Source organism: Banduia mediterranea, assembly GCF_031846245.1.
GTDB lineage: Bacteria > Pseudomonadota > Gammaproteobacteria > Nevskiales > Nevskiaceae > Banduia > Banduia mediterranea.
This window is the reverse complement of sequence record NZ_JAVRIC010000013.1, coordinates 1-13,232: the sequence shown is the minus strand read 5'-3', so window position 1 is coordinate 13,232 and position 13,232 is coordinate 1. Positions and strand designations below refer to the sequence as shown.

At 64.1% G+C, this 13,232-nt stretch carries 10 protein-coding genes and 3 pseudogenes; 4 read left to right on the top strand and 9 right to left on the bottom strand.

The genetic code is table 11. The annotated features are described in order from the left end of the window. Nucleotides 1-83: 83 nt before the first annotated feature. From RM530_RS10185 to RM530_RS10175, 3 genes are read right to left on the bottom strand one after another with little or no spacing between them, the layout of a single operon-like run. Entirely contained in the window at nt 84-1,550 is a 1,467-nt protein-coding gene (locus RM530_RS10185; RefSeq protein ID WP_311365121.1) for an efflux transporter outer membrane subunit, read from the bottom strand. Beyond that, nucleotides 1,544-4,576 (bottom strand): efflux RND transporter permease subunit, encoded by a 3,033-nt coding sequence (locus tag RM530_RS10180; RefSeq protein WP_311365120.1) that lies wholly within the window; start codon nt 4,574-4,576, stop codon nt 1,544-1,546. The genes RM530_RS10185 and RM530_RS10180 overlap by 7 nt, the downstream gene beginning before the upstream one ends. Nucleotides 4,577-4,580: 4 nt before the next feature. Further along, nucleotides 4,581-5,627 (bottom strand): efflux RND transporter periplasmic adaptor subunit, encoded by a 1,047-nt coding sequence (locus tag RM530_RS10175; protein ID WP_311365119.1) that lies wholly within the window; start codon nt 5,625-5,627, stop codon nt 4,581-4,583. A 326-nt stretch (nt 5,628-5,953) separates the two neighbouring features. On the opposite strand from RM530_RS10175, the gene RM530_RS10170 reads away from it, so the two are divergent. Next, complete coding sequence (locus RM530_RS10170; RefSeq protein ID WP_311365118.1) at nt 5,954-7,408, top strand: M20 family peptidase; 1,455 nt, start codon at nt 5,954-5,956, stop codon at nt 7,406-7,408. A gap of 115 nt (nt 7,409-7,523) precedes the next feature. Here the strand turns inward: RM530_RS10170 and RM530_RS10165 are convergent, their stop codons facing one another. Next, nucleotides 7,524-7,826, bottom strand: a complete 303-nt coding sequence (locus RM530_RS10165) for an antibiotic biosynthesis monooxygenase family protein (RefSeq protein WP_311365117.1) — start codon at nt 7,824-7,826, stop codon at nt 7,524-7,526. Between the two features lie 173 nt (nt 7,827-7,999). Here RM530_RS10165 and RM530_RS10160 point away from each other — a divergent pair, with 173 nt between their 5' ends. Further along, nucleotides 8,000-8,146: a hypothetical protein gene (locus RM530_RS10160; RefSeq protein ID WP_311365116.1), complete on the top strand. Its 147-nt coding sequence runs from the start codon at nt 8,000-8,002 to the stop codon at nt 8,144-8,146. Then, nucleotides 8,140-8,619 (top strand): annotated as a pseudogene (locus tag RM530_RS10155) (transposase); the annotation flags it as partial. The gene RM530_RS10160 and the pseudogene RM530_RS10155, both read left to right, overlap by 7 nt. Before the next feature lie 262 nt (nt 8,620-8,881). Here RM530_RS10155 and RM530_RS10150 read toward each other — a convergent pair. From RM530_RS10150 to RM530_RS18720, 3 genes and pseudogenes are all read right to left on the bottom strand, one after another. Beyond that, entirely contained in the window at nt 8,882-10,651 is a 1,770-nt protein-coding gene (locus tag RM530_RS10150) for an AMP-binding protein (protein WP_311365115.1), read from the bottom strand. A 70-nt stretch (nt 10,652-10,721) separates the two neighbouring features. Then, nucleotides 10,722-11,031, bottom strand: a pseudogene (locus RM530_RS18725) (transposase); the annotation flags it as partial. A gap of 106 nt (nt 11,032-11,137) precedes the next feature. After that, a pseudogene (locus RM530_RS18720) lies at nt 11,138-11,224 on the bottom strand (hypothetical protein); the annotation flags it as partial. A 437-nt stretch (nt 11,225-11,661) separates the two neighbouring features. Between RM530_RS18720 and RM530_RS10135 the strand changes: the two are divergent. Beyond that, nucleotides 11,662-11,799 carry a DUF3096 domain-containing protein gene (locus RM530_RS10135; protein WP_311365113.1) on the top strand — a complete coding sequence of 46 codons (138 nt, stop codon included), beginning with the start codon at nt 11,662-11,664 and terminating at the stop codon, nt 11,797-11,799. 30 nt (nt 11,800-11,829) lie between these two features. Here RM530_RS10135 and mtgA read toward each other — a convergent pair whose 3' ends face one another. After that, nucleotides 11,830-12,489, bottom strand: a complete 660-nt coding sequence (gene mtgA / locus RM530_RS10130) for a monofunctional biosynthetic peptidoglycan transglycosylase (protein ID WP_311365112.1) — start codon at nt 12,487-12,489, stop codon at nt 11,830-11,832. After that, nucleotides 12,486-13,115, bottom strand: a complete 630-nt coding sequence (locus tag RM530_RS10125) for a trimeric intracellular cation channel family protein (protein WP_311365111.1) — start codon at nt 13,113-13,115, stop codon at nt 12,486-12,488. The genes mtgA and RM530_RS10125 overlap by 4 nt, the downstream gene beginning before the upstream one ends. Nucleotides 13,116-13,232 lie beyond the last annotated feature (117 nt).

Here is a 13,232-nt window from a genome sequence, read left to right as displayed (position 1 = left end):
CAAGCAATCGCCAATGATTGGTTGCGGACCTTGCTCAGCCCCGGCGGCGCCGGCAAGTCCGTCGTCCGGGCGGGCTTCGGGCTTCAGCCGGTATTCTCGTCCTCGTCGGCGGGCGGCGGGACCTGCGTCATCAGCGGTTCCCAGCCGCCGCCCAGCGCCCGGTAGAGCTGCAGCTGCACTTCGAGCAGCGACAGGCGCGCGCCGAGCAGCGCATCGCGACTGTCGAGCAGATCACGCCGCGCCTGCAACACGTCCGGGCGTGCGCCATCGCCGATTTCGTAGCGGCGCAGGGCGATCTCCAGGACCTCGCTACGGCGGTCCACCGCAGCTTGCAGGCTTGCAACCCGCAGCGCACCGCTATGCTGCGCGGACAGCGCTTCCTCCACTTCCTGCATCGCCTGGAGGACACGGCTTTCGAAGCGGAGCATGGACTGCCGCGCGTCGCTGTCGGCCAGCTCGATCGCGGCACGGCGAGCGCCGAAGTCGATCAGCGGCAGGCTCATCGAAGCCGAAAGCTGCGCCATGTCGGTCAGACCGAGATTGTCGCCGTCCAGGTACAGCCTGCTGCGCGCCAGCACACCGCTGATGTTGAGGCTGGGCCAGAGCTCGCGACGCGACGCGCTGCTTTGCGCGGTGGCCGCCCGCACCTGCGCCTGCAAGGCCATCAGGTCCGGACGCCGCATCAGCAGGTCCACAGGTTGCCCTGGCGCCACGGCCGGCGGCAGCTGCGGCAGCGATGCGATGACCGGCAGTTCGTCCTCCAGTGAGCCGGGCAGCTCGCCGCAGAGTCGCTCCAGGCTCAGACGCAGGCGCGTACGGTTGTGCTGCAGCTCCGCGAGCTGTGCATCGGTGTTGTCGAGTTCCGCCTGCGCCGAGATCAGGTCCTCGCGACCCACGTCCCCGCTTTTGAACAAGCGCGCGGCGATGTCGGCGAACTGGCGGGCAATGTCGCGCCCCTGCCGCAGATTGCCCATGCGCAGATCGGTCGCGCGCAGCTCGAAATAGGTCTGGGCAACGCTGGCGGCGATCGACAGGCGGGTGGCGTGCACCTCGGCCAGGCTGGCAAGCTGTTGCTGTTGCGCGGCCTGCAGCCGCAGGCGGCTGGAGCCGAACAGATCCACTTCCCACGAGGTCTGCAGTGCAAGCTGCCACTGGTCGACGCGGAACTCGTCGTAGCCCTGTTCCGCCAGTTGTTGGTTGTCCGGGTCGATCCCATAACGGTCGGCAGAGGCCGCGGCGCCAAACTGCGGCAGCAGCGCCGAGTGTGCGCGCAGCGCCTGTGCCCGCGCGGACTGCACCGACGCCAGGGCGATTCGCACGTCGTAGTTGTGCGCCACGGCGCGTTCCACCAACCGCGCCAGCAGCGGATCATCGAAACGGCGCCACCAGTGCCGCAACTCGGGCGAATCGGTGGTATCGGACGCCGCCTCATCGTACTGGATCGGCATCGCCAGACTGCGATCGAGTTCCAACGGCGCCACGCAGGCGTTCAGACACAGCGACACCGCCAAACCGGCGCCCAGGGGCCATGCCTGCGGACGACTCAGCATTCCTCGGCGCTCACGCGATAGAACAGGGCGTACAGCAAGGGCACGGCGATCATCGTCAGCAGGGTGGCGAATGCCAGGCCCCCCATGATGGTGATCGCCATGTCCTTGAAGAACGGATCCCACAACAGGGGAATCATTCCGAGAATGGTGGTACCCGACGCCAGCGCCACCGGCCGCAGACGCGACTGCGCACCATTGACGAGGGCGGTGTAGCGCGGCGTACCGTTTTCGATCTGCAGTTCGATTTCCTCGACGAGGACGATGGCGTTCTTGATCAGCATTCCGAACAGGCTGAGAAAGCCGAGCAGGGCCATGAAACCGAAGGAACCGCCAAAAATCAGCAAGGACAGGGTGACCCCGCAGATCGACATCGGCACCACCAGCAACACCACCAGGCCGGGCTTGGTGCGCCCGAACATCAGCAGCACGATCAGGATCATCGCCAGAAAGCTGAGCGGCATCTGCTTGCCGAGGCTGCTCTGCGCGTCGGTGGAGTCTTCATACTGGCCGCCCCATTCACCCCTGTAGCCGTACGGCAGCTGCAAGGCTTCGACCCTGGGTCGAAGGTTCTGGAAAACGTCCATGGCATTGGCGCCAACCACTGCGTCGGCGGACACGGTGACGGTACGCAGCCGGTTGCGTCGGTAGATCTTCTCCGGCTCGGTCACCACTTCGAAGCGGTCAACGACTTCGCCCAAGGGAATGTATTGCTGGTGCGTGCGGCTGTAGACCTGCAATTGCCGGAGCGGTTCGACACCGCGCTGCGGAGACGCGGACCGCACCATGATCGGCAGCAGCTCGTCGTCCTCGCGATAGACGCCGGCCTCCACGCCGTCGCCGGCGTAGGCCAGCAGCTGAGCGACCTGCGGTCGGGTCACGCCGGCGGCACGCGCGCGGCTGTCATTGACCACGGCGCGAACGCTGGTCACCGGCTGGCCCCAGTCGTCGTCGATTGCGGTCAGCGAAGTATTGGAGGAATACAGCTCCCGCACTTGTTGCGACAGGCTACGCAGTGTTCCCGGATCGCGCCCGCTGATGCGGTATTCGATGTCCGAGCCGCCGCCCGGACCGAAGTTGGGGCGGATTACCTGCACGTCCGCCTGTGGAAAGCGCTCGACCATCGCCGCCTCCAGCCGCGGCCGCTGAGGATCGATCTGCTCGATGTCCTTGACGCGAATGATGAACTGTACGTACGCCGGATCCGGCTGCTGCGGATCGTAGACCAGCATGAAGCGACTGGCGCCACCGCCGACATAGGTGGCGACTTCGCTGACATAGTCCTGATCGAGCAACCAGCGCTCGGCCTCGGCGGCGTGCTCGCTGGTGGCGTGGATGTCAGTGCCCTGCGGAAAATGCAGATCCAGGTAGAACAGAGGGGTGGACGAAGGCGGAAAGAAGCTCTGGCTGACGTAGCGGAAGCCCACTGCGCAGGCCACGGTCAGACCCACCATGATCACGACACCGAGCGGGCGATGTCGCAGGGCCAGATCCAGCCCCTTGCGATAACGCTGGTACAGACGCTTGCCGTACGGGTCGCGGTCGTTTTCCTCGTAGCGCTTGAACAGATAGCTGCCGAACAGCGGCGTCAGCGCCACCGCCAGCAGCCAGCTCAGCAGCAAGGAGATCGCAGCCACCGCGAACAGCGAGAAACAGAACTCCCCGACCGAATCCGGCGATAGACCGATTCCCGAAAACGCGAGAATGCCGACCACCGTGGCCCCGAGCAGCGCCCACTTGGTCTGGTCGAGAATCTGGCCGGCTGCGCGCGTCGGCGTCATGCCCTGCTCGACCCTCAGTTGCATGCCTTCGCCGATGACGATGGCATTGTCGGCGAGCATGCCCATGACGATGATCAGCGCACCCAGGGAGATGCGCTGCAGCGTCAATCCGAACATCCACATCAATGCCACCGTGCCGGACACCGTCAGCGCCAGCACGATGCCCAGCACCGCACCGGTCCGCCAGCCCAGACTCAGGCACAGCACCACCAGTACGATCGCGATCGACGACACCACGTTGACGACGAAGCCGGACACCGCCTCGTCGACGATGTGATGCTGCTGATACAGCGGATGCAGCTCGATACCGCGTGGGCGCTCCGGTTCCAGCTGGCGTAGCCGCTGCTCGACACGTTCGCCGATTTCGACGATGTTCTCGCTGGACAGGCCGGCCACGCCGAAGCTCAGCGCCGGCTCGCCGTTGTAGCGGATCAGCTTGGACGGCTGCTCGGCGTAGCCACGCCGGACGGTGGCGATGTCGCCCAGGGTCAGCGGACTGTCGCCGCGACCGATCGGCACCGCCGCCACCGCCTCCACGGAGCTGTAGCCCTTGTCCGCAGTCACGCGGATGCGCAAATCCTGACTGCGTTCCGCGCCGGCCGGCTGCACCGCGTTGTGCACGGACAAGGCATCGTAGATTTCCGAGGCCCGCAGATTGTTGGCCACCAGCACCGCCTGATCGATGACCACGACGACCTCTTCCTGCTGATTGCCCTGGATCTCAACGTTGGCGACGCCGCTCACGGCCAGAACATCGCGCCGCAGGTCCTTGAGGTAGTCATAGAGTTCGGCCGGCGTATAGCCTTGGCCGGTCACCGCCCAGTACAGACCGTAGACATCGCCGAAATCATCGTTGACGCGAATCGGCCCGGCATTCGGCGGCAGCGCATCTTCCGCGGGCTTGAGCTTGTCGCGCAGCTCGGTCCACACCGCAGGCAGCTCGCTGCCATCCACACTCGACAGGATTTCCACGTGCACTTCGGAATAACCGGGCAGCGAGCGGGACTCCAGGTGGTCGATCTGCTCCATGCGCTGGATCGCACTTTCCACTTTCTCGGTGACCTCGCGCTCCACCTCCAGCGCCGAGGCACCGGGGTAGACCGTAGTGACGATGGCCACCTTGATCGTGAACGAAGGATCCTCCAGACGCCCGATCTCGAAATAGGCCATCGCACCGCCGATACCACACAGCAGCACCAGCAGCCAGCCGTAAAGCGGCTGTTCGATCAGCCTGCGCGCCAGGTTCATCCGGTCAATCCCTGATCCATTCGCGGACTGCCTGCCCCTCCCGCAGGTAACGCACGCCGCTTTTCACGATCGCATCCCCTGCGACAAGCTCGCCACTGACGATCGCATCCTCCGCCAGCAGCGCGACCACGCCAACCTCGATGCGATGAACCTGACCGGCGTCGGCGTCGTAGCGCCATACGGCGTGGCCGCCGACGTCATCCTTGAGCAGCGCGCCAACCGGCACGCGGAAACGCGCTTCGGCCTGCGCCGTCGGCACCCGCAAATGCACACGCGCCGCCATGCCCGGATAGAGCGACACGTCCGGCGGGCGCGCACCACTCATCACCAGCCGGTAGACGCCTTCGTCACGGCCGGCGCTGCTCTGATGCTCGCGATAGCGCAATTCGAGTTCGACACCGCTGTCCGGCACCAGCCTCGCGCGGGCGCTCAGGCGCTGGTCCAGCGGCAGGCGCTGCGCCAGCGTGGACGGCAGGCCGACGCTGATGTCCACGCGACGGTCATCCTGCAGATAGAAGGCCGGCTCGCCGGCCTGCACGACTTGTTGCTCCTGCACCTCACGTTGCGCGATCCGGCCATCGAACGGGGCGTTCAGTGTGGTCTTGCGCAGTTCGCGCCGCGCTTGTGCCAGCTGCACGCGCGCCATTTCCGTCTGTGAAGCCAGCTCGTCGTACTGGGCCTGGGAAATGATGCCGTCGGCCAGCAACAGCGCCTTGCGCTCCAGATCGGGTTCCAGCTGCATCAGCTGCGCCTGCGCGCGTTCCACCTGCAGGTGGTAGGGCTCCGCGTCCAGACGCGCAATCACGGCGCCGGCAGAAACCTCGGCGCCATCGAGCACCAGGATACTGAGCACACGGCCGCCCACCTCGAAAGCCAGTGGCGCCACCGTGGTCTGCTCGACACGCCCCAACAGCTCCCGAATCTGCTCCGGTCCACTCGCTTCCACGCGGGCCAAAGGTACCGGACGTGGCGGTGCGGTGGGCTTCGCTTCTTCGCCACAGGCTGTCAGCCCGAGCGCACACAGGATGCAAAGCCAGACGACGCCGGACATGCCCGACGCTGATCCTTGGCCATGCGGTACATGCCGGCCCATAAAGCCCCTTGTCGGTTCTTGTATGTGTTCGAACATCTGGCGTCTTGCGCCAGCACAGCTACCCAGTGCCAGCCTGCCTCCCGCCGCCTTTACCGGAACTGAGCGATCCCGGATCAGGATCCGGGCACGACTGCGTGGACACCCGAACCGGGGCACCAAGACCTCGGATGCATCGCGCCTGAATGGCGGCTCGATCGCTCATGCCTGGCGCAAGCGGTCCAGACCGCCGCGCGCTGGATGCCGGACAATAGGGCGTTCAAATTCTGGCGAGTCCCTCGACCCTCATGTTCAAGCGACTGCTTGCCCTGTTGCTGCTACTGAGCCTGGCGCTGCTTGCCGGCGCCGTCCTGCATACGCTGACGCTGTCGTACGAAAGACCCGAGGCAAGGCCGCCGGACCCGCTCAGCTTCGATACGAGTACGGCGGTCGAGCGCTTTGCAGGGGCGATCCGGATACCCACGGTGTCGCAGCCCGAGCAAGCGCCGGACCTCGCGGCGCTCAAGGTTTTTCACGATTATCTGGAGCAGCAGTTTCCGGCCGTGTCGGCGCAGCTGCGGCGGGAAGCGGTGGGCCAAGGTGCGCTGCTCTACACTTGGGCGGGGCAGGATCCCAGCCTGCCGCCGGTGGTATTGATGGGGCACATGGACGTGGTGCCGGCCGGCGACGAGGCCGCCTGGACCCAACCGCCGTTTTCCGGTGCGGTGCAGGACGGCGCCATCTGGGGTCGCGGCACGCTGGACGACAAGATCAACGTGCTGGGCATCCTCGAAGCCGCCGAAGCCTTGCTGGCCGAAGGCTACAAGCCGCAACGCACGCTGATCTTCGCCTTCGGCGGCGACGAGGAAAATGGCGGCGAATACGGCGCCAAGGCGATCGCCGCCCTGCTGGCTCGGCGCGGTGTCGAACCGCTGCTGGTGCTCGATGAAGGCGGCACCCTGAGCCGAGGTCTGGTTCCCGGCGTGGCGGGCGCTGTGGCCCTGATCGGCACCGCCGAGAAAGGCTACGCCTCGGCCCGGCTGACCGCGCATTCCCCCGGCGGCCATGCTTCGATGCCGCCGCCGGAAATGGCGATCGGTATTCTTTCGAAAGCCTTGAGCGCCCTGCAGGAGCATCCGATGCCGGCGCGGCTGACGCCGGTGTCGAAACAGATGTTCGACGCGATCGCGCCCGCGATGTCATTTCCGGGAAGGGTAGTGGTGACGAACCGCTGGCTCAGCACCCCCTTGCTGATCGCGATGCTGGAGGGCGCGCCGTCGAGCGCGGCGATGCTGCGCACCACCACGGCGCTGACGATGTTCGACGCCGGCATCAAGGACAATGTGCTGCCGGATACGGCCAGCGCCGTGGTCAACTTCCGCCTGCTGCCCGGCGACAGCGCCGAGGCCCTGATGACGCACATTCACGACACCATCGACGACGAGCGGATCGCGGTGCAGTGGCTGCAAACGCCGAACGAGGCCAGCCCGATCTCACCGAAACAGGGACCGGCCTGGGAGATCCTGAGCCGCAGCATCGCGCAGAGCGCGCCGGACGCGGTGATCAGCCCGTACCTGATGATGGGTGCCAGCGACGCCACGCATTTCACCGGGCTGACGCCGGCGGTCTACCGCTATTCGCCGATCGCACTCACGCCGCAAAGCCTGGACCGGATTCACGGCATCGACGAACGCATCCCGGTCGACAACTATCTGGACGCCGTGCGCTTCTACGCGCAATTGATGCGTAACGCGGCCGAGTGAGGAGCAGCCGCGCGGTGGCGCTTTCGCCTGGGCAACGCCGACCGCAGCCCGGAACGAAGCGGAAGGTGGCGGATTGGCCTGAGTGCCTTGTCGGGCCAAGCTCTTCGAACGACGATCATGATGCCGTGAACCTGGATTCACGAACAACGGCGCAGACTTGGACCGAATACTCCGAGTAGAAGCGTTCACGGCCCAGCTTCTGCGCTGCCAGGTGCTCGAGATTCCGCGCCCAGAGCCGTTGCGACTTTTCATCTTCGAACTCGACCAGGGTCAACTTCTCACCGTCTTCCGCCGTATACGCCCGGCGAGACCGGAACCCCGGCATGGTCTCAGCCAGTGCAGCAACGCTGGATGCGAGTTCGGCATACTCCGCCGCTGCATCCTTCCTGAGCCGTGAACGAAATACCGTCAGAACCATATCCAGGGCCTCCCAGTGGTTCGCTGTGCATATTTCTACTATCTCATCAATTTCAATAAACTTATGAGCCTCTTGCGAAATTCCCGAACGAGGCTGATTTTCTCACCGGCGATTTCGGCGATTTCGGCGAAAAGGAGAAGCGCGGGTGTTGCCATTGACGGCACACCCGCTCAATGAATACAGCCCTGCGCGAAGGCCTGACGCAATTCCATCGTCATTTCCAGCAGGAGCTGGCGCCCTTGGTGGAAGCCGATCTGGGACAGCATCTGACGCCGACGATGGAGCATCTGCTGCGCATCTGGGAGCAGGTGGAGATTTGAGCGTTTCGTGCCCTCGCAACAGCCACGGCTTCAAGACCACCTGGATCGGCTGCAAGCTGCACCTGGACGTAGCCGACGGCATGATCCCGATTTCAGCGGTGCTCACCTCGGCCAGCGTGCACGACTCGCAGCGGGCGATCCCGTTGGCGACGATCAGTGCGCAGCGCGTGACCCACCTCTACGACCTGATGGATGCCGCCTGCTGCAGCCCGATCATCCGCGCGCACAGTCAAGGCATGGGCCATGTGCCGTTGATCGATCACAACCCGCGCCGTGGCGAGAAGATCGAGTTCGCGCCCCATGAAGCCCGGCGCTACAAAGAACGCAGCACCGTCGAGCGCGTCAATGCGCGTCTCAAGGATGACTTCGGTGCCGCACGCGTCAACGTGCGGGGCCCCGCCAAGGTGATGACCCACCTGATGTTCGGCGTACTGGTCCTCGCCGCCGATCAATTGCTGCGATGGGTCACGTAGCCCCCGGCGTCGGACCCCATCCACACCCTCCGCGCGCGATGGCGCCGGGTTCACCGTGCCCGCCAAACCGAGACATGGACACTTCTTGACCCCATCGATATCCGGATTTCAGTCAAAGGCTTCCGGATTGGTTGCAACTTGACCAGCACGCGGCTGGCGCAAGCACTCAACCCAACTTCAGCGGGAATTTCGCAAGTCCCTCGCAAGACCTGACCCTGACGATCTGCTGACGGTTCTGGGGGGGGGCGGCAGCATCTGACTTTCATCGTCGGCCTGAACTGGGCCCTGTGCTGTCACCGAGGCCGAGATGCTCTACGGCGATTTTGCGCAGCATGAATTTCTGGATCTTGCCCGAGGACGTCATGGGAAATTCCTCGACGAACATCCAGTACTTGGGCACCTTGAAACGCGCCACGCGCTCTTGCACGAAGGCCGTGAGCTCTTCTTCGCTGCAGCTCGTGCCACTCTTGAACTGGATGAAGGCTGCGCCGACTTCACCCATGCGCTCGTCGGGCACGCCGCAGATATAGACCTGGTTGATGGTCTCGTGCTGGCCAATGATTTCTTCGACCTCCTTGGGCGCGACCTGCTCGCCGCCGATTTTGTACAACTCCTTGGCCCGGCCCGTGATTTCGAAATAACCATCGTCGCGTCGACGGAAGATGTCGCCGGTGCGCAGCCAGCCATCCTTGTCTATGGCGTCGCCGGTTTCCATGGGTTTTTTGTAGTAGCCGCGCGTGACGATGTTTCCGCGTACTGCGAGCTCGCCCTCGTGTACGTCGGGCGGCAGGTCTTCCTTGGTCGAGAGGTCTATGAGCTTGAACTGCGCCTGCAGGCCACCAAACTCTTCCACGCCCGCAGCGCCACCGGGCTTTTCTTTGCCCACTGCCGTGCTGATGAGTTCGAGCGGCGCGCCAAACGGCGTGTACATAGCCGCACCGGCGACTTCGGTCATGCCCCAGGCAGTGAACAGCTCCTTGATGCCCAATTCGCGCTGCAGTGCCTCCCAGACCCACAGCGGCGTAGCAGCGGCGGCATTGATCATGGCGCGCAGGGTGCTGAGGTCGTACTTTTTGAGGTCGGGATGGTTGAGCAGCGCCACGGCGATGGTTGGCACGCTCGCGATCCGCGTCGCCCTGCTGGCCGCGAGCAAGGCCAGGAATTTGCCAGGGTCGAACAATGCCTGTGGGATATACGCGCCACCGACGAACAGCACCGAGAGAAAGCCTATCTTGTAACCAAATATGTGGTGCAACGGCAAGGGGCTCGCGAGGCGCTCGCCATCGTCGTAGCACTCACTCCAGGCCGTGCCGTAGGCACTGCGCATGAGCATGTCGTGTGTCAGCATCACGCCTTTGGGGCTGCCCGTGGTGCCCGAGGTGTAGCAGATCAGCGTTACCTCATCGGGGTAGCGCGAGGCCTTTTGGCGCTCGGCCAGTGCCTCATCGGAAATGCCCTCGCCCAGGCGCAGGAAACCTTCCCAATCCAAAGCACCGCCGTAGCGCGCGCCCGAAGGCGACTGCACGACCACGTGGCGCAGGCGCGGAAAGGATTCGGCACGCCAACTGCCCGGCGTGCCCAGCATCTCGGGCAGCATGTGCTGGAGCTTTTCGATGTAGTGCCGGTCTTCGCAGTGGTCCATCGCAATCAGGCACACGCTGTCGGATTGCTTGACCTGGTAGGCCAGATCGACCGCGCCCATGCGTTCGTTGAGCGGCACGCTCACACAGCCGATTTTGGCCACGGCGACCTGCAAAAAAGCAAGCTCGGGCACCGTGGGAAATAGCATGGCCACGTGCTCGCGCCGCTGCACGTCCAGCGCCATCAGGCTTTTCGCGAGCCGATCGACAATCCTGCGCGACTCGGCATAGGTATAGATCTTCTCGGGCGTGTAGATGTGCTCGCGCGCGGCATGTTCCGTAGCCAGGCGGTCGAACCAGTCGCCCATGGTCAGACGCGGCCATACTGGGACGCGCTGCGCCAAGGCGGCACGTCTTTGTTCGGCAAGGGCGGAAGCGGTGGAGGGCCGCATGGGGAATACTCCTTTTTAAAAAAGCGCTGAGTGCCGGGCGCCTAGCGCAAAATACTTCTTTTTTGGTTCGTCAGCAAAATCTGTGGGTGAGCTGAGGCTCGGGTAGTTTTCCAAGTATCATGATAGAGGACGATTTCGGTGGCTCGGAAGGTGGGGAAACCGCAGGCTTTTCTCATGGTGACTTTGCCTTTGTTGTTGAGGCCTTCGGCAACCCCGCTGGAGAACTGTTTTCGGGCACGGAAATAGTTGAGCAGCAACTCGCGGTGTCCACGCAGGGGGCGGACGAATTTCTTCATGGGCTCGATGCGCGCGCGCATGGCCTGGGTGCACCACTGATCGAGGAACTTGCCGGCCCAGGTGGGTGACTCGTCCTCCCAGAGACTCGTACTCCCAGAACTGCTGGAAGTCTTCCTTGAGCACCGGCTCATAGCCATCGCGGGCCATGCGCCGGGCCTCGGCGGCGCGCACATCGTCGATGGCCAGATTCATCTTGGCGATGACGTGGAAGCGGTCGGGGATATTCAGCGCCCCGGTGCGGTGCTGGGCGATCAGCTTGAGGCAGGGCTTCCACATGTCCGAGCAGACGAACTCGATCCGGAAAGACTCGTTCAACGGCGCTGGATGACAACCACACGGAACTGGACGCCGATCGGCGCCGTTACGCTCAATCCCGAGCGAGACAGCGTCGTGCCAACCACGCGCACCGATATTCAGCTCGCAGCGTGAAACTTCAGGCGACAACTACCTTGACACGCACCGGTGTCGCTGCGGTCATGACACTGCTGACGGTGACGATCGCCGGTGCGGTGGCGAAGTTTTAGGGCCTCCCGACAATACATTCCGCTTCGCGCCGAGACGCAAAGACGCGCAGCAAGAAGAAGAGCGGGAGCTCAAGATCATTCAATGGCGTTTCACTTGGCGTCTTTGCGCGAGAAACCGGCCGACTCGGACTCGGCCCTCATTCAGCTGCGGGATGCCATGCTGCGATCAAATCCAGGGAGCCCACACGCATGACCATCCATCTTGAACTCGCGCCGATCATCTCGATCGTGGCCGGCATTCTGATCTTGGTGCGGCCACATCTGCTGAGCTACATCGTGGCGATCTATCTGATCCTGATGGGCGTGCTGCAACTCGTCGGTTACTGAGCCCGGTGGTTCCCGGCGCCGGTTCTACGCTCAATCGAGGCCCGCGACGTAAGCGAGCCCCAGGTGGTTCATCTGCCCCTGAATCCAGTCCGCGCGCTGATTGACGTAGCCGGTGGGCGTCGATGCGCTGAGTTCGCGCGGATTCGGTAATACCGCAGCCAGCAGTGCGCACTGGCGCAGGTTCAGCTGTGAGGCCGAAGTGCCGAAATGTGCCCGCGCAGCCGCTTCGACGCCGTAGATGCCGGGGCCGAATTCGGCGATGTTGAGATACACTTCAAGGATGCGCCGCTTCGGCCACAGCAGTTCGATCACCGTGGTGAAGCCAGCTTCCAGGCCCTTGCGGAAATAGCCGCCGCCACTCCACAGAAACAGGTTCTTCGCGGTCTGCTGGCTGATCGTCGAGGCGCCGCGCGGACGACTGCGATGCTCGTTTTCCGCGACCGCCTTCTGAATCGATTCGATGTCGAAGCCCCAGTGCTGCGGGAACTTCTGGTCTTCCGCCGCGATCACCGCGAGCCCGGCGTACGGTGAGATTCGGTCCATCGCTACCCATTGGTACTGAACCGGTCGCGTCTGCGACTGGATCATGAACGAGGAGGTCGGTGCCGGCAGCCAGCGCAAACCGACCAGCACCAGCAGGGGCAGGCCGACAACGAACAGCAGCAGTGTCCACAACCAGGCGCGAATCATCGGGGTGGATTGTCCCGATCCAGGCTGAACACAGGCAGTTGCAGGTTCCAGCGGATCGCCGCCAGCCGCAGTCCGGCAATCATACTCATACCGAGCAGAGACGGCAGCGGGCGCGGCAGGCCCACGACATTCATCGCCAGATAGAACGCGGCTCCGGCAATCGCCGCCGTTGCGTAGATGTTGCCGCGCCGCAGAATCATCGGAATCTCGGCGCACAGGATGTCCCGCAGCACGCCGCCGACGACGCCGGTGATCGTGCCCATGACGATCACGATGATCGGTGCGAAGTTCAGCGTCTCGGCGATCTGAGCGCCGCTGATCGTGAAGAAGGCCAGGCCCAGCGCATCGGCGTACTGTAGTGACTGGTTCGGCGGCCGAAACCAGCGTGTCCAGGCCACCGTAAGCAGGGCGCAGACCACGATGACGATCAGGTAACTCGGGCTGGCGATCCAGAACACCGGATGCCGGTTCAGCAGCAGGTCGCGCAGGGTGCCGCCGCCGATCGAAGCCGCAATCGCGATCACCACCACGCCCATCAGGTCCAGCGATTTGCGTCCGGCTGCCAGTGCGCCGGAGACGGCGAACACACCGACGCCGATCAGATCAAGAATTTGCGACAGGGTCATGAGTCAGGGGGAGGCCACGGCGATCGCGAGGATGGCGCCACGACCGGCTCGAATCAAGCCTCAGACATGGCCGTTGCCCGCAGCCACCGCTCCCATTCGCGAGCGCCCCGCCCCGCT